The 19,112-nt window shown below is 65.0% G+C and carries 18 protein-coding genes; 10 read left to right on the top strand and 8 right to left on the bottom strand.

Going from position 1 to position 19,112, the window contains the following annotated elements:
• Window positions 1-184: 184 nt before the first annotated feature.
• The 4 genes from ACVJ19_RS08890 (at window position 185) to irr (ending at window position 3,033) form a co-directional block, all read left to right on the top strand.
• Window positions 185-823 carry a TetR/AcrR family transcriptional regulator gene (locus ACVJ19_RS08890; RefSeq protein WP_453949302.1) on the top strand — a complete coding sequence of 213 codons (639 nt, stop codon included), beginning with the start codon at window positions 185-187 and terminating at the stop codon, window positions 821-823.
• 269 nt (window positions 824-1,092) lie between these two features.
• Window positions 1,093-1,755, top strand: a complete 663-nt coding sequence (locus ACVJ19_RS08885) for a DUF3313 domain-containing protein (RefSeq protein ID WP_453949303.1) — start codon at window positions 1,093-1,095, stop codon at window positions 1,753-1,755.
• 31 nt (window positions 1,756-1,786) lie between these two features.
• Window positions 1,787-2,356, top strand: a complete 570-nt coding sequence (locus ACVJ19_RS08880; protein WP_453949305.1) for a DUF2147 domain-containing protein — start codon at window positions 1,787-1,789, stop codon at window positions 2,354-2,356.
• Window positions 2,357-2,550: 194 nt separating this feature from the next.
• A complete protein-coding gene (gene irr, locus ACVJ19_RS08875; protein ID WP_453949306.1) occupies window positions 2,551-3,033 on the top strand; it encodes a Fur family transcriptional regulator Irr in 483 nt (160 codons plus the stop codon).
• A 12-nt stretch (window positions 3,034-3,045) separates the two neighbouring features.
• Here irr and ACVJ19_RS08870 read toward each other — a convergent pair whose 3' ends face one another.
• Window positions 3,046-4,590, bottom strand: coding sequence for a winged helix-turn-helix domain-containing protein (locus ACVJ19_RS08870; RefSeq protein WP_453949307.1), 1,545 nt, complete (start codon window positions 4,588-4,590; stop codon window positions 3,046-3,048).
• A 133-nt stretch (window positions 4,591-4,723) separates the two neighbouring features.
• Between ACVJ19_RS08870 and mddA the strand changes: the two genes are divergently transcribed.
• Both mddA and ACVJ19_RS08860 read left to right on the top strand, forming a co-directional pair.
• Window positions 4,724-5,512, top strand: a complete 789-nt coding sequence (gene mddA / locus ACVJ19_RS08865; protein ID WP_453949308.1) for a methanethiol S-methyltransferase — start codon at window positions 4,724-4,726, stop codon at window positions 5,510-5,512.
• 51 nt (window positions 5,513-5,563) lie between these two features.
• Window positions 5,564-5,986, top strand: a complete 423-nt coding sequence (locus ACVJ19_RS08860; protein WP_212342341.1) for a GFA family protein — start codon at window positions 5,564-5,566, stop codon at window positions 5,984-5,986.
• A gap of 407 nt (window positions 5,987-6,393) precedes the next feature.
• On the opposite strand, the gene ACVJ19_RS08855 is transcribed toward ACVJ19_RS08860, so the two are convergent.
• Entirely contained in the window at window positions 6,394-7,953 is a 1,560-nt protein-coding gene (locus tag ACVJ19_RS08855; protein WP_453949309.1) for a winged helix-turn-helix domain-containing tetratricopeptide repeat protein, read from the bottom strand.
• 543 nt (window positions 7,954-8,496) lie between these two features.
• Here ACVJ19_RS08855 and pcaB point away from each other — a divergent pair.
• Window positions 8,497-9,858 carry a 3-carboxy-cis,cis-muconate cycloisomerase gene (gene pcaB, locus ACVJ19_RS08850; protein WP_453949310.1) on the top strand — a complete coding sequence of 454 codons (1,362 nt, stop codon included), beginning with the start codon at window positions 8,497-8,499 and terminating at the stop codon, window positions 9,856-9,858.
• 113 nt (window positions 9,859-9,971) lie between these two features.
• Complete coding sequence (locus ACVJ19_RS08845; protein ID WP_453949311.1) at window positions 9,972-11,228, top strand: aminopeptidase; 1,257 nt, start codon at window positions 9,972-9,974, stop codon at window positions 11,226-11,228.
• A 257-nt stretch (window positions 11,229-11,485) separates the two neighbouring features.
• On the opposite strand, the gene ACVJ19_RS08840 is transcribed toward ACVJ19_RS08845, so the two are convergent.
• Window positions 11,486-12,040, bottom strand: a complete 555-nt coding sequence (locus ACVJ19_RS08840) for a hypothetical protein (RefSeq protein ID WP_453949312.1) — start codon at window positions 12,038-12,040, stop codon at window positions 11,486-11,488.
• A gap of 237 nt (window positions 12,041-12,277) precedes the next feature.
• Here ACVJ19_RS08840 and ACVJ19_RS08835 point away from each other — a divergent pair, with 237 nt between their 5' ends.
• The gene (locus ACVJ19_RS08835; RefSeq protein WP_453949313.1) at window positions 12,278-12,733 is read left to right on the top strand and encodes a cupin domain-containing protein; all 456 of its coding nucleotides are present in this window, start codon (window positions 12,278-12,280) and stop codon (window positions 12,731-12,733) included.
• 97 nt (window positions 12,734-12,830) lie between these two features.
• Here the strand turns inward: ACVJ19_RS08835 and ACVJ19_RS08830 are convergent, their stop codons facing one another.
• The 5 genes from ACVJ19_RS08830 to ACVJ19_RS08810 form a co-directional block, all read right to left on the bottom strand.
• Entirely contained in the window at window positions 12,831-13,883 is a 1,053-nt protein-coding gene (locus ACVJ19_RS08830) for an amidohydrolase family protein (protein ID WP_453949314.1), read from the bottom strand.
• A 319-nt stretch (window positions 13,884-14,202) separates the two neighbouring features.
• The gene (locus tag ACVJ19_RS08825; RefSeq protein WP_453955119.1) at window positions 14,203-14,724 is read right to left on the bottom strand and encodes a hypothetical protein; all 522 of its coding nucleotides are present in this window, start codon (window positions 14,722-14,724) and stop codon (window positions 14,203-14,205) included.
• Window positions 14,725-14,789: 65 nt separating this feature from the next.
• The gene (locus ACVJ19_RS08820; protein ID WP_453949315.1) at window positions 14,790-15,605 is read right to left on the bottom strand and encodes an MBL fold metallo-hydrolase; all 816 of its coding nucleotides are present in this window, start codon (window positions 15,603-15,605) and stop codon (window positions 14,790-14,792) included.
• A 94-nt stretch (window positions 15,606-15,699) separates the two neighbouring features.
• Window positions 15,700-17,226, bottom strand: coding sequence for a permease (locus ACVJ19_RS08815; RefSeq protein ID WP_453949316.1), 1,527 nt, complete (start codon window positions 17,224-17,226; stop codon window positions 15,700-15,702).
• A complete protein-coding gene (locus ACVJ19_RS08810; protein WP_453949317.1) occupies window positions 17,223-17,972 on the bottom strand; it encodes an ABC transporter ATP-binding protein in 750 nt (249 codons plus the stop codon). Before ACVJ19_RS08810 ends, ACVJ19_RS08815 begins: the two co-directional genes overlap by 4 nt.
• 261 nt (window positions 17,973-18,233) lie before the next feature.
• Between ACVJ19_RS08810 and ACVJ19_RS08805 the strand changes: the two genes are divergently transcribed.
• A complete protein-coding gene (locus tag ACVJ19_RS08805) occupies window positions 18,234-19,109 on the top strand; it encodes a branched-chain amino acid ABC transporter permease (RefSeq protein ID WP_260387773.1) in 876 nt (291 codons plus the stop codon).
• Window positions 19,110-19,112: the final 3 nt, after the last annotated feature.

The raw sequence follows: 19,112 nt of genomic DNA, 5'->3' as shown, positions 1-19,112 counted from the left end.
ACGCTTCGCGACGTCCTCGCGCGCAAAGCGACGGCCGGCCCATCCCAGTCCCCATCCGGTTTCGAGGCTCACACAGTCTCATTCGGCGCCGCAAGATGAAAGTCTCGACAGGGTTCGCACAAAAAATGTACAGCGCGTCCTGTTTTCACTTGATTCATCCTCCTGTCACGGAGACAAGTCCGCCATGGACAATGCCACGCGCTCCGAACGGTCCCGCAACGCTGCGCTCGAAGCGGCCATCGCGATCATCGCGCGCGACGGACCCGGACGGCTGACGCTCGATGCGATCGCGCGTGAGAGCGGCCTCAGCAAGGGCGGGGTGATGCACCAGTTCCGCACCAAGGAGGCGGTGCTGAAGGCATTGCTCGAGCGGCAGATGGCGCATTTCGAGGAGTTCTCGACCCGCTACATGGCCAAGGTGAGCGCGACCTCGGCAAATCCCAATCTGGCGACCCAGCTTGCCACGATCAGGGAAGCGGCGACCTCGCCGAATTCCGCGGCGCTGGCCCTGGTTGCGGCCATGGTTGAAAATCCCAACCTGATGGCGCTGCCGCGCGAACTCGAGACGAAGCGGATGGCGGCGATCAAGGAAGAGGCTGCCGACCCTGATCTCGCGATGCTGCGCTGGGCCGGAGCGCTCGGACTGCTGCTGAGCTCGTTGTTCGGCATGTCGCCGCTCAGCAAGGACGAGCACCAGCGGCTGTTCGCGCGTCTGCTCGACGACGGGCAGTGGACCGGCCTCGAACAGCCGGCCATGAAGCGTGCCGCAAAAGCCGGAGCGGCATCGGCGGCAAAGGCTGCAACCCCGCGCAAGCGCGCCTGATTCACCGTTAACGAATTCCAACCGGACGCTGCCTAATGCCGCGCCTGCGGCCAAATGCGTCAGGTCGCCGTTTTGAGATTTTACAAACCAACTGGTCGGTTTTATAAACGGAAACACTGAGACGGCTCAGGGCATCCGAAAAGGCCCCGGACGATGCCCTGGGCCGGCAATGGTGAGCGCCGCAGCCGTGTCTGGTCCCAAGCGCGGCTGCGGTCGTCATTGCATCTTTAAAGGTTGGCCTTCCAAGGAAGCCGCAAGAGGAGTCTGGAATGGATCGCTCGATCGCCCTGCGCGGTCTGGGAACGCTGGTGCTTTGCGTTGCCTCGGCCGGCTGCGCCTCGGTCGCGCCGGTGCCCTATTCGGAGATGGCGTCCTCGGCCTACATGGCCCCCGACAAGTCCGACACCTCCGGCCGTGTGCCCTACCGCTATTCCACGCCGGTCGATTGGCGCTCATATAATAAAGTGATCCTCGATCCCGTCGTGGTCTACCGCGGCAGGGATCACCAGTTCGGCGACATGTCCGGCAAGGACAAGGCGACGCTCGCCGCCTACATGCAGAACTGTTTCGCCGACCGGCTGCGCGGCCGCTTCGCGCTGGTGCGCGAGCGCGGGCCGAACACACTGCGCATCAGGCTGACGCTGACCGGCGCCGTCACCAACACGCCGGTGCTCGGCACGCTCTCGCGCTTCGACATGGCCGGCGCGGTCTACAACGGCGTGCAGGCGGCACGCGACGGCGAGGGCATGTTGACCGGCTCGGTCATCTACGGCGTCGAGATCTTCGACGCTTCGACCTCACGCCTGGTCTCGGCCTACGTCACCAAGCAATACCCCGGCGCCTACGACATCAAGGCCAGCGTCGGCGCGCTCGCGGCCGCCACCGCCGGTCTCGACAAGGGCGCCGACGCGCTGATGGCGCAACTGAACTGACGCGGCACCCCGTTCAACGAAAGGCATGCAGATGAACCTTCTCCTTCGCTTCGTGCTGCGCGTCGCGATCACCGTCGTGATGATGATCATCGGTGGTCGCGCCGGCGCGGCCGCCCCGACCGATCCCAGCGGCACATGGCTCGTCGAGGATGGCCGCGCCCGCATCCGCCTCGAGCGCTGCGGCCCGGCGCGCGACCGCATCTGCGGCTTCATCGTCTGGATGAAGGAGCCGGCCGACAAGCGCGGCCAGCCTTATCGCGACAAGGAAAACCCTGATGCCGACAAGCGCGCCCGCACGCTGCTCGGTCACCAGCTCATCATGGGCCTGCAGGCGACGCCCGAGGGACGGTTTGCCGGCGACATCTACAATGCCGAGGACGGCAAGTTCTACTCGGTCTCGCTCTGGCGCGAATCCGCCGATCGCCTGAAGCTGAAAGGCTGCCTCATCAAATTCCTGTGCCAGACCCAGACCTGGCAGCAGACCCTCGACGTGCTTCCCGGCCAGCTCGTCGGCCTGACCGGCGATCTCAACGGCCCGCGCGCCGACAAGGAATGGGCGGCGATGCCGGCCCCGAAGCCGATCCAGGTGAAAGCGAAGTAACCGCCAGGACGTCCGCAGCGCCCGTCGATACCGGGACATTCTGGTTGGGAATAAGCCGGACCGCCCTGCGATAGGTCAGAGGCGGGTCGGCGCCAAATTTGATCCGGATCAAAGCCAGGTCGCCGCTTCTGCGATCGAATAGCAACTGGGATAGCGCGTTGCGCGTCCTGGTTCTTGCAGACGTGAGACGATCGATGGACATGCACGCCACCAATATCCCTGCGGCCGACGACAACGGATCTGACGTCGTCGGACCGGAGGTGGATGAGGGCATGCAGCACTGTCTGCAATTGCTCGTCGATGCCGGCCTGCGGCCGACCCGCCAGCGCCTGGCGCTCGGCCAGTTGCTGTTCCTGCGCGGTCACCGTCACGTCACCGCGGAGAGCCTTTATGAAGAGGCGCTGGCCGCGAACGCCTATCTGTCGCTCGCGACCGTCTACAACACCCTGAACCAGTTCACGGAAGCCGGTCTGTTGCGCCGGATCGCGGCCGACGGCATCAAGTCGTTCTTCGACACCGACACGTCGCTGCATCCGCACTTCTATCTCGAAGGCGAGGATGTGCTGGTCGATGTCGCCGACGGCCTCGCCTTCACCAGGATACCCGAGGCGCTTCCCGGCCACGAGATCGCGCGGCTCGACGTCATCGTCCATTTGCGCCGGAAGCGCGTGGCGTAGCAGCGCTGCGCCTCACCGCAACCCGGCGCGCCGGAATCCCTCCAGATAGTGCTCGCGATCGGCGTCACTGGCCCACGGCAGTTTCGTCGCAATCCAGTGCAGCGAGATGCCCGGCTGGGTGCGGCGGAGCTCGCCGAGCGCCATCTCCGCAAGCGCGCCATCGCCGGTCATGCCGGCCGAAACGGCGAGAACGCGGTAGGCGCCGGTGAGGTCGCCGCGGTGGCGGATCGCCTCGCGCGCAAGCGCGATGGCTTCGTCATATTGCCGCTCGGTGAAGCGCGCATAGGCCGCGATGCCGTGATAGATCGCCAGCGACGGATCGCGCGGCGAGAGCCGGATCGCCTTCTGCGCCGCCGCAAACGCCTCCTTCGACCGTCCGGCATAGGACAGCGCCAGCGCGTGGTAGCCTTGCGCCAGAGAGAAGTTCGGATTGAGCGCGAGGGCCTGCTCGAACTCGGACAACGCGTCCGCAAGCCTGCGTGTCGAGAAGTAGACGCTGCCGAGCGCGGCATGCGCCCAGGCATCCTCATGGTCGCAGCGCACCGCTTTGAGCGCGGCGGCTTCCGCGACCCGGGCAACCGCGGCCAGTTCGACCCAGCCGAGATGCACGCCGAACATGTCATTCGCGGCCAGCACCGACAGCGCCTGGCCGTAATTCGGATCGATTGCGGTCGCGCGCTCGAGCAGCGCCTTGGCGGCCTCGTGGTCCTGCCGGGTGACGCGCCAGTAATGTGACAGCGCGCGCATCAAGAGGTCCCAGGCGTCCAGGCTCGCGGGCGGCTTGCGATGGCTACGAAAATTCTCCGCGGCGTGGATGTGAGGCTCGATCGCCGCGACGATCGCGTTGGTGATCTCGTCCTGCACGGCAAAGACGTCGACCAGCTCGCGGTCGTAGCGCTCGGCCCAGAGATGGCCGCCTGACGTGGCGTCGTTGAGCTGCGCGGTGATACGCACCCGGTTGTCCGCCTTGCGCACGCTGCCTTCGACGATATAGCGGACGCCGAGTTCCTCGGCAATCTGCCTGATGTGGACCGCGCGACCCTTGTAGGTGAAGGAGGAGTTGCGGGCAATCACCATGAACCAGCGCTGCTTCGACAGCGCCGTGAGGATGTCCTCGCTGATTCCGTCGCCAAAATAGTCCTGTGCGGGATCGCCGCTCATGTTCTCGAAGGCTAGCACCGCGATCCCCGGGCGGTCCGTCACTGCGCGCACTGTTGCGGGTTCAGCGGGCGTCGGCGCAGCGGCCACGTCTTCCCGGACATCGCCGACGAAACGAAAGCCCTTGCGCGGAATGGTCTTGATCAGCCGCTGGGTCGCGCCGTCGTCGCCCAGCGCCTTGCGCGCGGCGTTGATGCGGCTGTTCAGGGCGGAATCCGAGACGATCCGGTCGCTCCAGATCTGGCTGATCAGGTCATCCTTGCTGACCACCCGGGCGCGCTCCGCGACCAGGTAAAGCAGGAGATCGAACACCTGCGGCTGCAGCGGCACGGCCACTCCGGAGCAGGTGAGCTCCCGCAGATCGCCGTCCAGCACGTTGTTTTCAAAGCAAAATCGCACGTCTCTGTCGTCTCAAGCAAAAATCAAAGTCGTCTCAGGCGAAAATCAACCCCCCGCGAAAGTCGGGGGACGTCCGATCCGGCATGGTGCGAAGACCAAACAGTGCCGATGCCTCGGCACAACGGAGCGTTCTATGACCCAACTTGATCACCAGGTTCATTCTATCGGCCCGGAAGTTGCGGGCTCACGCATTTTCAAGTTCATCGCCTTTCTGTACGGAATTGCGGCATATCTCGTCTTTTTCGTCACCGTTCTCTATGCCATCGGCTTCGTCATGGGGGTGATGGTGCCGAAGACCATCGACACCGGAGCCGAAGCGCCCGTCGTCCGCGCGGTCATCATCAATCTGCTGCTGATGACGCTGTTCGCGGTTCAACACAGCGTGATGGCGCGCCAGCAATTCAAGGCGTGGTGGACGCAGTTCGTCCCCAAGCCGGTCGAGCGCTCGACCTATGTGTTGTTCGCGAGCCTGTCATTGCTCCTCCTGTTCTGGCAGTGGCGTCCGCTGCCCACGGTCATATGGGAGGTCGAGAACCCCGATCTTGCCGTGACGGTGGTCACGCTGTCCTTTGCGGGCTGGGTGCTGGTCTTCACCTCGACCTTCATCATCAACCATTTCGAATTGTTCGGCCTGTCTCAGGTGACCGATCATCTCGTCGGCAGGGAAGCCGCGCCGCCGCGTTTCAAGACGCCGCTGCTCTACAAGTTCGTCCGTCATCCGATCTATCTCGGTTTCATCATCGCGTTCTGGGCGGCGCCGGTCATGACTGTGGGCCATCTGCTGTTCGCGGTCGTGACCACGCTCTACATCTTCGTCGGCATCGCGCTGGAGGAGCACGACCTCGTCGATCTCTTCGGCGACGAGTACCGGCAGTACAAACAACGGGTGTCGATGCTTATTCCCTGGCGCAGATCAGTATAGTCTCTGCCTCGCGCCACGCGATATCGATCCTTCATCATGGAGACGACCAAAATGAAACATGTCGGAAACTGCTTCTGCGGCGCTGTCACGGTCGAGGTCACGGGCGCGCCGGAGGCGATGGGCTATTGCCATTGCCGTTCCTGCCGGTCCTGGTCCGGCGGACCGGTGAACGCCTTCAGCCTGTGGAAGCCCGAAGCCGTGCGCATCACCGAGGGCGCCCAGCATGTCGAGACCTTCGCCAAGACGCCGCTCAGCCAGCGCAAATATTGCAGGAAGTGCGGTGGCCATCTGATGACCAATCACCCGCCGCTTGGTCTCATCGACGTCTTCACCGCCACCATTCCCACGCTCGCGTTCACGCCCGGCGTCCACGTCAATTACGCCGAGACCGTGCTGCCGATGCGCGACGGCCTGCCCAAGCTGAAGGATTTCCCGGCCGAGTTCGGCGGCAGCGGCGAGATGATGCAGGAGTAGCTGCTCTCTGACCCTCCCCTGGAGGGGGAGGGTCGATCGCGCGAAGCGCGAGCGGGGTGGGGTGATCTCTCAACACGGGCAGTGTCCATTGTGGAGAGACCGTCACCCCACCCCGTCTCACATCTTCGCTACGCTCAGATGCGAGCCGACCCTCCCCCTCCAGGGCAGGGCCATCGCATATGAGCTGGTGGGGCCTGAGCAAGCGCCTCGTCCTTCGAGACGACCGCTCCGCGGTCTCCTCAGGATGAGGCTGACCGGCAGCTTTGGCTGCCGAATTGCCGCCACGTACTCTGTCCTCATCCTGAGGGCCCGCCGGAGGCGGGCGTCTCGAAGGATGGCCGCAGGCGAGCTTCCCGCCACGCTCACCTCATATGCGATAGCCCTACCCTCCAGGGGAGGGTGAACGCCTACCCCATCCCCGCGCGCCGCAATCCCTCGAGGTAATGTTCGCGGTCCTCTTCCCGCAGCATCGGCAGCTCGCGCATGATCCATGCGAGCGAGATCCCGGGCTGGGTACGGCGCAGGCCTTCCAGCGCGGACGCTGCGAGCTCGGGATCTCCCGACATGCCGGCGGCGGCGGTCAGCACGCGATGGGCGCCGACGAAATCGGCGCGCTGACGCATCGATTCCCGTGCCATCTGCATGGACTGCTCGTAGTTGCGGCCGATGAACTGGGCATAGGCGGCAACGCCGCAATAGATCGCCGCGAGCGGATCGCGCGGGCTCAGCCGCAGCGCGCGGCGCGCGGCGGCATCGCCGTCCTGCCATCGACCCGCGTAGCACAGCGTCACGCCGTAGAAGGCGTGCGCCATCGCGAAGTTCGGATTGAGCATCAAGGCCAGCTCGAACTCCGCCAGCGCATCGTCGAAACGGCGGCGGAACAGATAGGTATAGGCGAGGCCGTGATGGGCGAAGGCGTCCTCGCGATCGGCCTCCACCGCGGCGAGCGCGGCGCGTTCGGCGACCGGCACGGTCGCGGCCATGTCGGCCCAGCCCATATGCGCGCCGAAGATGTGGCTGGTCGCGAGCAGGCCCAGCGCCTTGCCATAGGCCGGGTCGATCGCGACGGCCTTCTCGAGCAGCCCCTGCGCCGTCGCATTGTCCTCGCGGGTGATGCGCCAGTAATGCGACAGCCCGCGCATCAGAAGGCCCCAGGCGTCGAGGCTGCCCGGCGGCTTCTGCTGGGCGCGAAAGCTCTCGGCGGCATAGAGCTGCGGCTCGATCGCGGCGACGATCGCCTCGGTGATCTCGTCCTGCACGGCGAAGATGTCGGCAAGCTCGCGGTCATAGCGCTCGGCCCAGAGATGGCTGCCGGTCGAGACGTCGTTGAGCTGGGCCGAGACGCGCAGCCGGTCGCCGCTCCGTCGCACGCTGCCTTCGACCACGTAGCGCACGCCGAGCTCGCGCGCGACCTCGTGGATGTGCACGGCGCGGCCCTTGTAGACGAAGGAGGAGTTGCGCGCGATGACGAAGAACCAGCGCAGCTTCGACAGCGCCGTGATGATGTCTTCGCTGATGCCGTCGGAGAAATAATCCTGCTCGCGGTCGCCGCTCATGTTGGTGAAGGGCAGCACGGCGATCGCGGGCCGATCGGGCAGCGCGAGCACGGCCTGCGGCGCCTGGGTGAGGCGACCGAGCTCCGGCGGAACCGCGCCAAGCTGTGTCTGCACGTCGCCGACGAAGCGAAATCCCTTGCGCGCGATGGTACGGATCAGCGCCTGGTTCGCGCCATTGTCGCCGATCGCCTTGCGGGCCGCGTTGATGCGGCTGGTCAGGGTGGATTCGGAGACGCTGCGCCCGTGCCAGATCTTGTCGATCAGCTCGTCCTTGCTGACCACCCGGTCGCGGTTTTCCATGAGATGGACGACGAGATCGAAAACCTGCGGTTCCACGGCAACGGGAACCTGCTCGCGGCTCAGCTCGCGCAGGTCAGTGTCGAGAAGATGATCCCGGAATAGAAACTGCACGTCGAGACTCAGATCTCACAGCGGTATCGGGCAATAAAAAAATCAAAATAGATTTCGACTTGAAGTCTGTGAGTCTGCCGAGCGGTCTCTCCGGTTCACCACGATCGCGTGATGGTAGCCATGCGATTTTCGAAGAGGAATACAACCTGAAATGACAATCTGGCCGTTTCGGCCAGATTGTTGCGGGCGCTCATGGGTCGAGCGCTGACGGGCTACAGACTATCACCGTCATCCCCGCGCAACCGCGAAGCGGTTGTCGCTGGAGGTGCCGGAGCGTAGCGGAGGCCTCGAAGGATGGACGGCCCGGCTGTATCTCGGCCGTTCATCCTTCGAGGCTAAGCATGCGCTGCTTCGCATCGCACGCTTCGCACCTCCAGCGACAACGGCTGCGCCGTTGCGCGGGGATGACGGAGTTGTCAGCCTGACGCGCGGCGGCGTGATCGTCGCATGCCATTGAACATGTGACGAACGAGGAATGTCCATTGCCGAGCACGGCGACGTGCGTAAGCTACCCGCATACAGAACAACAGCCAAGAAACGCCCATGCCTGCTTTCCACCCCTCGACCACCGTGCTCGACTCCATGCTGTTCCGCGATGCGTTCGGGACGCCCGAGATGCGCGAGGTGTTTTCCGACGTCGCGCTGGTCGGCCGTTATGCCGAGGTCGAGGTGGCACTCGCAAAGGCGGAGGCCAAATGCGACGTGATCCCGCGGGACGCTGCCGATCAGATCGCGGCGCGGACCGATGTTGCCGCGCTCGATTTCGACCTGCTCAGGCAGGAGACCGACATCGTCGGCTATCCGATCCTTCCCTTGGTGCACCAGATGGTGAAGCAGTGCGGCGAGGCCGGCCGCTACGTGCATTGGGGCGCGACCACGCAGGACATCATGGACACTGCCGTGGTGCTGCAACTGCGCGCCGCGCTCGAGATCGTCGAGCGCGACATCGCCGAGCTGCGCAAGATCCTCGCCGACCTCTCCAAGCGCTATCGCGACACGCCGATGGCGGGCCGCACCCATCTGCAGCAGGCGCTGCCGGTCACCTTCGGCTACAAGACCGCGATCTGGCTCGCGATGTTCGACCGCCATGCCGAGCGTCTTAAGCAATTGAAGCCGCGCGTCCTGGTCGGCCAGTTCGCCGGCGCCGCGGGCACGCTGGCCTCGCTCGGCGACAAGGGGTTCGAGGTGCAGGAGGCGCTCTGCGCCGAGCTGCAGCTCGGCGTTCCCGCCTCGACCTGGCATGTCGCACGCGACGGCCTTGCCGAAGCCGTTAACTTCCTCGCCCTCGTCACCGGCTCGCTCGGCAAGATCGCGCTCGACATCATGATCATGGCCTCGACCGAGTTCGCCGAGGTCTACGAGCCCTTCGTCAAGGGCCGCGGTGCCTCCTCGACCATGCCGCAGAAGCGCAATCCGATCTCCTCGGAACTGATGCTTGCGGCGTCCAAGGCGGTGCGCCAGTACGCCGGCCTGATGCTGGACGCCATGGTGCAGGATTTCGAGCGCGCCACCGGTCCCTGGCACGCCGAATGGATGGCGATCCCCGAAAGCTTCGTGCTGACCGCCGGGGCGCTGCACCAGGCGAAGTTCGCGCTCGCAGGCCTGATCGTGGACGAAAGGAAGATGAACGACAATCTCGCCATCAGCCGCGGCCTGATTGTGGCCGAAGCGGTCATGATGGGGCTCGCGCCGCAAATCGGGCGGCAGGAGGCGCATGACGTGGTCTATGACGCCTGCCGCGAGGCCAACGACAAGGGGATCAGCCTTGCCGACGCGCTGTCCGCAGATTCACGGATATCGAGCCGCATCGACCGTGCCACAATCGAGGCGCTCACCTCACCGAAAAATTACCTCGGGCTTGCGCCCGCCATGGTCGATCGGGTGCTCAGATCCTCAACGCGTTGAAAACCAAGATGCGTGAAACCACGTATCTTTCCCGTCTCGCAAGGCGCTCGCATACTTGTGTCTCGCGATGCTAGACTTAGATTGAACGAGAGACTTTCGGCAGAGGACCCGGCATGACCGATCAACGCATCACCGCCACTCCCATCGATCCCGCGAAACTCGACCGGCTGGCCGAGGTGGCGGTGAAGGTGGGCCTGGGCTTGCGGCCGGGACAGGATCTGCTGCTGACGGCGCCGGCGATCGCGCTGCCGCTGGTGCGGCGGATCGCCGTGCATGCCTACAAGGCCGGCGCCGGCATCGTCACGCCGATCCTGTCGGACGAGGAGATGACGCTGGCGCGCTACCGCCACGGTCACGACAACAGTTTCGATCGCGCCGCCAGCTGGCTCTACGAGGGCATGGCCAAGGCATTCTCCGACAACACCGCGCGGCTCGCGATCGTCGGCGACAATCCGATGCTGCTGTCGGACGAGGATCCGTCCAAGGTCGCACGCGCCAGCAAGGCCAATTCCATGGCCTATCAGCCGGCGCTGGAAAAGATCGTCAATTTCGACACCAACTGGAATATCATCGCCTATCCGAGCCCGTCCTGGGCAAGGCAGGTCTTCCCTGGTGATCCCGAGGATGTCGCGGTCGGCAAGCTCGCCGATGCGATCTTCGCCGCGTCCCGTGTCGACCGCGAGGACGCGATCGGCAATTGGGCGAGCCACAATGCGGTGCTGCGCGAGCGCACCAATTGGCTCAATGGCCAGCGTTTTCGCGCGTTGCAGTACTCAGGGCCGGGGACGGACCTCACCATCGGGCTTGCCGACGGACATGAATGGGAGGGCGGCGCCTCGCTGTCCAAGAACGGCATCAGCTGCAACGCCAACATCCCGACCGAAGAGGTCTTCACCACGCCGCATTGCCGCCGCGTCTACGGCCATGTCGTGAGCTCGAAGCCGCTGTCCTACCAGGGCACGCTGATCGACAACATCGCGGTGCGCTTCGAGGACGGCAAGATCGTCGACGCCAAGGCCTCGCGCGGCGCGGAGGTGCTCAACAAGGTGCTCGACACCGACGAGGGCGCCCGCCGGCTCGGCGAGGTGGCGCTGGTGCCGCATTCCTCGCCGATCTCGCAGAGCGGATTATTGTTCTACAACACGCTGTTCGACGAGAACGCCGCCTCGCACATCGCGCTCGGCCAGTGCTATTCCAAGTGCTTCGTCAACGGCGCCCAGCTCACGCCGCAGCAGATCGCCGCGCAAGGCGGCAACCAGAGCCTGATCCATATCGACTGGATGATCGGCTCGGCCGAGACCGACATCGACGGCATTCTGGCCGACGGCAGCAAGGTCCCGGTGTTCCGCAAGGGCGAGTGGGCGAAGTAGCCCGCTTCGCCTTTCACGTAGAAGCAGTGCTAACGCATATGGATGCGGTTTTCCCTGCGGCCATCCTTCGAGACGCCCGCTTTGGGCGGGCTCCTCAGGATGAGGACGGAGTGTGCGGCAGTCACTTCAGCGGGCACCGATGTCGATTAGCCTCATCCTGAGGAGACCGCGGAGCGGTCGTCTCGAAGGACGAGGCGTGCGCACGGGCGAACGCCGGGGCGACAACCTTTCCTGAACGTACTCGCTGCTGGACCGTCTCACGCCGCCGCGTTGCGCAGCATCGGGCTGTTGTCGATGCTGAATCTGTTGAACAGCGTCGTGAACGGGCTGCCGTCGGTGGCCCGCACGATGGCGTCTGAAGCAGCGACCGCCTCGTAGAGCGCGCCGACCGGATCGTCCGCCTCCGGCAGATCGAGGCTTCTGCGGATGTCCTCGCGGGCCTCGTTGATCTCATCCTCGTCGTCCAGCGTCGCCTCCAGCGCATCCGCTGCGCGCCGCATCTCGGCGGGGTCGCCGCCGGCGGAAAATTTCAGGATATCGAGCCAGTAGGGGCGGGCGACGACGAGCTGGATGAATGCCTCGAAGCTTTCCGCGATGATTCCCGCGCGACCCTCCGATGACACGTAAAGCACAGTCTGCGACGGCAGCAGCACGAACGCGCCGCCGGAGCCGTCGCTGCCGATCTGCCGGGGGCTTTCAATGCCGTCGATGGTGAACCAGGGCTCTTCGTCCGGCGCGAAGGAGACGTCGAAGCCGCCGAGCCGGGCGACCACGTCGCCTTTGGCTGTCAGAGCCTCTGGGCTGAGGGGCATCGGTGTGGCTCCTTTTTGATACTTCGCGCACTTTGTCGCACCCCGGAAAAGCTGGGTTCATCTGCGCGAATTTGCAGGGAAATCGTGGCGTTAGCTGCTTCGCACCTGCAACTTACGGCTGATTGTCGGGGCCTGCGTAAGAAAGAATTAAAAACCGCCTACTAGCGTTCCAGCATCTTTCGAAACAATCCGGGCCGAGACCCGGCCATACATATTAATATTTTCCCGGGGAAGTAGATGTCGCGTGCATTGATTGAAATCGGTAGTAGCAGTGTGGAGCTCGAACTGCGGCCGATCGAGCCGTCCTGGATCATCGAAGGCAATCCGGTGTCGCGCTCGCGCGTCCTGTCGACCAGTGCCGACGGCACCGCCCAGACAATCATCTGGCATTGCACCGAAGGGCGCTTCAACTGGTACTACGATATCGACGAGACGATCATGATCATGGAAGGATCGATCGTGCTCGAGAGCGATGGGCTCCCGCCGAAGCGCTATGGCCCCGGCGACGTCATCTTCTTCCGCGACGGCGCGCATGCCAAATGGCATGTCGAAGGCCACGTCAAGAAGATCGCCTTCTGCCGCAAGACCAATCCCGTCGTGATCGGCTTCCTGATCCGCGTCGTCAACAAGCTCAAGAAGATGTTCGTCTCCACCGGCGCGCCTCGTCCGGCCTCGCTGATGGGTGCCGGCTAGTCATCTCATAACGCTTAAGGACGCTTCCCAGCGGCCACGACGAAGAGGGGTCGGGATCAACATCCCGGCCCCTCTTCTCGTCAGGACGCAGATGCTGTCACGACGGCAAATCGAGCCGGTAGAATTCGGTCGCGGTCTGCGAGAACAGCGCCGTCTTCTCGGCCTCGCTCAGGGGCGCGGCGATGCGCTTGAAGGCATTGAAGATCACCTGGTAGCTGCACTGGCCCTTATCCGGCGGAAAATTGCTCTCGAACATTGCGCGCCTTGGGCCGAACGCCTCGATGCAGGTCTCGATATAGGGCCGCCAGGCCGCGGCAAGCTCCTCGGATGACGGCGGCCTCTCGCGCAGATGGAAGTCGTAGCCGAGCAGGCACATCGCAAGGCCGCCGAGCTTCACCACCACGTTCTCGCATGTCGCGATCTCCCGGATCGACGCGCGCCATTGCGGGAATACCTCTTCGCGCCGTCCTGCAAAGCGGCCGACGCCCGCCGGGCCGCCGCAATGGTCGAGCACGATCCTGGTGTCGGGAAAGGCGCGCGCCAGCTCGGTCAGTTCGCCGATCTGCGGATGAAACAGCCAGGCATCGAAGCTGAGGTTTAAGGGCGCCAGACAGGCAAAGCCCTTGCGGAAAGTTGCGTCCTGCAAAAGTCCCTTCGGCCGGTTGGCATACATGCCGGCGACGACGGGGTCTTCGTCCCAGGCCGAGGAATGCCGGATGCCGCGGAAGCGGCCGTTGCCGGCGGCGATCTCGGCCTCCAGCACCGGCTTTGCGGCGTCACCCAGCAGCAGATTGGCGTGGCTGACGATGCCGGCGCAGATCGCAGCCTTGCCGTAAGCGCCGCTCGCACTCATCGCCGCGACGCCGTTGGCGAACTCGACTTCGCCGACCGGCCGGAATGCCTCGGGTCCGTGCGCGCGATACATCGAGCGGCAATCGACATAGACGGTGGCGATGACGTTGTGGCCGCTAGCGATGTCCGCCGCCATCTCCTCGATCAGATAGCGGTGCCCGCGATTCCAGAGATGGTGGTGGGGATCGACGATCGGCCGCAAGGGGTCGATGATCTCCTCCTGACGCCGCGCGAGCCAGTCCTCGCGCGGCTCGACGAACAGCCCGCTCGTATTGGCGGGCAACCCGCTTGCGGTCATCGGCGTTCGCTCCCTTTGTTTTTTTGTGGCGGGAGCCTAGCAGCTCGTCGGTGCATGCAGCAGCGCGCGGCGCGCAACCGCGCCCTTCGTCTTGAGCACAGCGGCGCTGCGACTTGCATGAACTGATCTGGCTCGAATGCCGCCGCGCGGAAGGTGCGCTCCCTCTCCCGCTTGCGGGGGAGGGCCGGGGTGGGGGTGTCTCCGCAGAGAGATTCCCAGTGTGGAGAGAGTCCCCACCCGCGCCTTCGGCGCGACCTCCCCCGCAAGCGGGAGAGGTTGCAGCGAGCCCGGAGCCGGTAGCTTCAGGATCCATTCAATCTTAAGCCTTACGCCGCTTCGCCATCACATCCACGACCAGCCGCCAATCGGCTGCGGCGGCCGGCTTGACCTCGCCCAGCCAGTGGAAGGAGTCGCCGGTGATCTCCGTAAAGCTCCAGCGCGTCAGCTCGCCTGCGTCGGTCGTGCCTTCCTGCACGATGTCATCGCCACGGGGGCGGCCGATCTGCTGGCGGAACACGCAGCGGCCGGGATCGAACCAGGAAATCCGCCACGCGGACATGGAAGGATCGTAGACGCGCAGCGTCGTGCCGTACCAATTGCCGGCGATTGGAAAAGCCGGGCTGCCTGAACGGCGAGGGATGATCCAGACGTCCTGGACGGCGCGGCCCTCCAGCACCCAGCCGAAATGGATTTCGCCGGGCGCGGCGTGTTTCGTTCCATCCGCTCCATGAGCGGTGATCTCGGCGTCCCAATCACCGACAAAGCGGCCGTAAAGCTGAAGTGCCGCCGCGTGCTCGGGGTTCGGTCCGTCCGCGTGCAACAATCGCGCAAAGTCTGTCATGTCGATCTCCTGTTGCGAGGAGATCAGCACGAACGTGCCTTGGGAGACTTGGAGAAAATTGCGCGTCAGACACCGTCGAGAATGATCACCGTGGGCTTCGACGGCAGCGCATCCCGGGACATCCGGAAGGAGCGCTCGTAGCGCCGGTCGATCTCGAACTGCTGGCCGATCCGGCGCATGAAATCGTCGAGCGGGGTGGCGAAGCGGTGCATCGGCAGCACCACCGAGGCGCGCAGGCGCCTGGTGATCTCGGAGATGCCGTCCAGCGACATGGTGTAGGTGCCGTCGATCGGCACCATCACGATGTCGAGCCGGCCGATCTGGGCAAAATGGCTGTCGTCGAGCTTGTGGTGGAGATGGCCGAGATGACCGATGCAGAGGCCGGCGACCTCGAAGATGAAGATCGAATTGCCGTCGCGGATCATGTCGGCACCGGCATCGTCGCCGAAATAGCGGCGGATGTCGGTCGTGACATTGCGGATGAAGGTGTCGCCGACGCGTTCCGACACGATGGCCGGCTTGCCGTCCTCGCCCCAGCCATGCAGCACATGAGGAATGCGCCTGTCGGGAAATAGTGTGTAGTGGGTGCTGTGGGCCCGGTTCATGGTGACGACGTCAGGCAGCCGGCCCACCTGATAGGCGCCGCTATAGTCGGTCGCAATGCGCAGGCCGCCCGGCGTGTCGATGAAATAGGTGGAATGGCCGGCATAGCTGATTTCGACCTCGGCCGAGCCGGCCGCCTGCCGGAATGCCACCGGCATGGCGCGAGGCGCCGTATTCGCCATCGCCAGGCATTCGCTGCGCTGGGGTGATTGCTGGGCGAGGGCAGGCGAGAGAAATGCGCCGAACAGCGCCACAGCTGCCGAAACCAGTCGCCACATGAATCCGTCCCCGAAAACTTCAGGGGAAAGTCTAGCGTGCAATGCAGCGCGTGGCCAATAGGACGCGATCAATAGCGCGTCAGTGTCGCACCTATTATTGGCGCCTTGGGCTGAACTTCCAGGTGATGGCGACGAGGCCTGCGGTGATCAGGCCGCTGATCAGGCCTGCCAGCGGCAGGGCGAGCAGCAGCGCCGCACTCGCGGCCCAGCCGATCGAGGAGAAGGCTTCGGCAAAGGTCGCAAGCCGCGACGAGGTCTGGCGGCGGCGAAACTGGCTGCGCCGGGCCTGGACCCGGAACCAGAGCTGGATCGCGGTGGCGGAGGCCGCGCTGACGATGATCGCTCCGGCGCTCACAGCGGCCTGGAACGGCGAGGCGAAGGCCAGCGCCGCCACCAGCGGGCAGAAGATCACGGCGATCGCGATCAGCACCACTTCGATCTTGGCACGGATGACGCTCGACGGCGTCAGCGGCGCGGTCGCGACCAGGTCGGGCGCGTCCTCGCCCGAGATCGTCAGCCAGGCGAGCCCACCGGCGAGCTGCCCCGCCGCCATCACGATCACGGGCGTGATCAGTGTCAGCGCCGCGGAGCTTTCGGCAAAGTTGCGCCAGAGCAGCAGCGCCGGCGGCACCAGATAGAGCAGCTGCATCAGGGTCTGCGAGATCAGCCAGGGATCGCGCCAGAGCAGCGAGAACTCCTTGCGCCGCAGCGCCTGCTGCCGCGATCCGCCGCGGAACGCGCGCTGCCTCGCGCTGCGGCGGCCGGACCTGCCGTAAGCGGCTGCGTCGATCGCGGTGTCGGCAAAGCGGCCCGAGAAGATCGCCATGACGCTTCCGAGCAGCACGAGAGCGAGCGCGAGAAGCAGCAGCAGCGCCTCGTTGTCGCCCATGGTCGCGCGCGCCGGCCACCACCAGATGCTGTCGATCTCGGGGGCGTGGGCGGCCATGCTGCCGGAGGTCAGGATGGTGAAGCGCGACAGCGTGCCATAGGACATGATCGCCGCGACCTGCAGCGCGATCACGAAGCCGGCGCCGATGATGGCGGCGAGGATCTGCGCCACGAGGCGCGTCCGCGCCGGGCCGATCAGGCGGAATAAGAGGATGGTGACGGCAATCGCGATCGCCGCGGCCGACAGGCCCATCGCGACCACGACGCCGAACGCCGCGAGCCAGCGCGGCCCGCCGCCGATCACGAGCACGTCGATGAAGGGCGTCGAGAACAGCAGCGCCATCGCGGTGACGGTGAGCGCGATCGCGGCGATGCGGACCGAGAACAGATTGGCCAGCGTCGCCGGCGAGGACATGATCAGGTCGAGATCGGCGCGGGCGTAGAACACCCGCGTCACCGATTCGATCGCCTGCGACAGCATCAAGGTCCAGGCGAGAAAGATCGTCGCCGTGATCACGATCAGCGAGGATTTGTCGAGCGGCAGCTGCAGATCGGCGAAGCGGCCGATCACCGCCCAGGCCGGCACGTGCAGCAGGCCTGCGAAGAACAGCAGGCCGACGACGGCGGCGCGCGCCCGCGTGCGTCGTCCGCCGGTCATCATGGCGAACCATTCGCGCCAGGCGAGCCGCAGCTCGTGGCGGGCGAACCAGGACAGCGCGGTCGCCGAGCTCATGCGGCTTCCTGCAGCGTCACCAGCGCGATGAAGAGATCTTCCAGGCTGGTGTCGGCGTGGCCGTTCTGCTGGCGCAGCTCGCTGAGCGTTCCTTCCGCCACGAGGCGGCCCGAGGCGATCACGCCGATGCGGTCGGCCATGCGTTCGGCGACCTCGAGGATGTGCGTGGTCATGATCACGGTGCAGCCGGCGCGGACGCGCTCGCTGAGCAGGCCCTTCACATGGCGGGCGGAGACGGCATCCAGCCCCGTCAGCGGCTCGTCGAGAATGATGAGACGGGGATCGTGCACCAGCGCGCCGGCCAGCGCCACCTTCTGGCGCATACCCTTGGAAAAGCCCTCGCAGCGTTCGTGCCGGTGCGGCTCGAGCCCCAGCGAGCTCAGCAGCTCCTCGGCGACCGGCTCCGAGACCGACGGCGCGATGCCCCAGAGCCCGGCGACGAATTCGAGATATTCGAGCGGGGTCAGCTTGTCGTAGATCATGGGCTCATCGGAGACCCACGCCATCACCTGCTTGGCGGCGACCGGGTTTTGGAGCGCATCGATGCCGAAGATCGAGACCGCGCCGGCATCGGGCCGCAAGAGGCCCGCAACCATGCGCAATGTGGTGGTCTTGCCGGCGCCGTTGGGGCCGACCAGGGCATAGAATTCGCCGGCGTGAATGGTGAGATCGAGGCCGTCGACCGCCAGACGGTCAAAACGCTTCGTTAACCCTCGGACTTCCAGCGCCGAGTTGTCCGGCTTCATGACGGCCACACCATCTGGTTTTGCATCGCCCGCGACCTTGACTTGAAGACGTTTCGGCACCGTGAATCTACGGCCGACAAATTCCGTCATCCGTCTTGGACTAAAGGCAAGTCACCGTTTGTTGACAGCGCGCGGGCGTTCAGGCTGAATTGGCGCCGGGACAAATGGAGCTAACGCAGCGAAACGACTGCGTAGCGACTGGACACAAGATGCGGCGAGGCGGTTGAAGACCCGCTGGTTGCATCGGGAGGAAGCGCGGCGATGCTGGATTTCGTTCAGCAGCTGGTCAGCGGTGTTGCGCTCGGCTGCGTCTACGGCCTGATCGCGCTCGGCTTCGTGCTCGTCTACAAGGCCACCGAGGTCGTTAATTTCGCCCAGGGCGACCTGATGATGCTGGGCGGCTTCTTCGCCTTCACCTTCATCGGCATGATGGGCCTGAACTACTGGATCGGCTTTGCCGGTGCGGTGGCGGCCATGGCGCTGTTCGGCATGCTGGCCGAGCGCGTGGTGGTGCGGCCGATCCTCGGCTACCCGCAATTCTCCATCATCATGGCCACGATCGGCCTCGGCTATTTCCTGCGCTCGATCGCCGGCATGATCTGGGGCACCGACGATCTGAAGATCGAGACGCCGTTCAGCCAGGGCGTGCTGCGGATCGGCTCGCTGGTGCTCGCCTACGACAAGCTGTCGGTGATCGCGGCGACGATGATCCTGTGCACGCTGCTCTATCTATTCTTCAACAAGACCACGCTCGGCACCGCGATGCGCGCCAGCTCCGAGAACATGCTCGCGGCCTATTACATGGGCATTCCGGTCAAGCGGGTGGTGTCGATCGTCTGGGCGATCAGCGCGGCGGTCGCGACCTGCGCCGGCGTGCTGCTGGCGCCGATCACCTTCATCCATTCCAATGTCGGCCTCGTGCTCGGCCTCAAGGCCTTTCCGGCCGCCGTGCTCGGCGGCTTCGGCTCGATCCCGGGCGCCGTGGTCGGCGGCGTCCTGATCGGCGTGATCGAGAGCATGGCCGGATTCTATCTGGCCGAGGGCTGGAAGGACGTCGCGCCCTACATCGTGCTGCTCACCGTGCTGCTGCTCAAGCCCGAAGGCCTGTTCGGCCTTCACGTCCGCAAGAAGGTCTGAACC

This window comes from Bradyrhizobium sp. USDA 376 (genome assembly GCF_054063675.1).
This window is presented reverse-complemented; position numbering and strand designations above follow the sequence as displayed.

Coding starts and splice junctions, on each gene's coding strand:
- ACVJ19_RS08890 (WP_453949302.1), top strand. CDS start 185: ATGGACAATGCCACGCGCTCCGAACGGTCCCGCAACGCTGCGCTCGAA.
- ACVJ19_RS08885 (WP_453949303.1), top strand. CDS start 1,093: ATGGATCGCTCGATCGCCCTGCGCGGTCTGGGAACGCTGGTGCTTTGC.
- ACVJ19_RS08880 (WP_453949305.1), top strand. CDS start 1,787: ATGAACCTTCTCCTTCGCTTCGTGCTGCGCGTCGCGATCACCGTCGTG.
- irr (WP_453949306.1), top strand. CDS start 2,551: ATGGACATGCACGCCACCAATATCCCTGCGGCCGACGACAACGGATCT.
- mddA (WP_453949308.1), top strand. CDS start 4,724: ATGACCCAACTTGATCACCAGGTTCATTCTATCGGCCCGGAAGTTGCG.
- ACVJ19_RS08860 (WP_212342341.1), top strand. CDS start 5,564: ATGAAACATGTCGGAAACTGCTTCTGCGGCGCTGTCACGGTCGAGGTC.
- pcaB (WP_453949310.1), top strand. CDS start 8,497: ATGCCTGCTTTCCACCCCTCGACCACCGTGCTCGACTCCATGCTGTTC.
- ACVJ19_RS08845 (WP_453949311.1), top strand. CDS start 9,972: ATGACCGATCAACGCATCACCGCCACTCCCATCGATCCCGCGAAACTC.
- ACVJ19_RS08840 (WP_453949312.1), bottom strand. CDS start 12,040: ATGCCCCTCAGCCCAGAGGCTCTGACAGCCAAAGGCGACGTGGTCGCC.
- ACVJ19_RS08835 (WP_453949313.1), top strand. CDS start 12,278: ATGTCGCGTGCATTGATTGAAATCGGTAGTAGCAGTGTGGAGCTCGAA.
- ACVJ19_RS08830 (WP_453949314.1), bottom strand. CDS start 13,883: ATGACCGCAAGCGGGTTGCCCGCCAATACGAGCGGGCTGTTCGTCGAG.
- ACVJ19_RS08825 (WP_453955119.1), bottom strand. CDS start 14,724: ATGACAGACTTTGCGCGATTGTTGCACGCGGACGGACCGAACCCCGAG.
- ACVJ19_RS08820 (WP_453949315.1), bottom strand. CDS start 15,605: ATGTGGCGACTGGTTTCGGCAGCTGTGGCGCTGTTCGGCGCATTTCTC.
- ACVJ19_RS08815 (WP_453949316.1), bottom strand. CDS start 17,226: ATGAGCTCGGCGACCGCGCTGTCCTGGTTCGCCCGCCACGAGCTGCGG.
- ACVJ19_RS08810 (WP_453949317.1), bottom strand. CDS start 17,972: ATGAAGCCGGACAACTCGGCGCTGGAAGTCCGAGGGTTAACGAAGCGT.
- ACVJ19_RS08805 (WP_260387773.1), top strand. CDS start 18,234: ATGCTGGATTTCGTTCAGCAGCTGGTCAGCGGTGTTGCGCTCGGCTGC.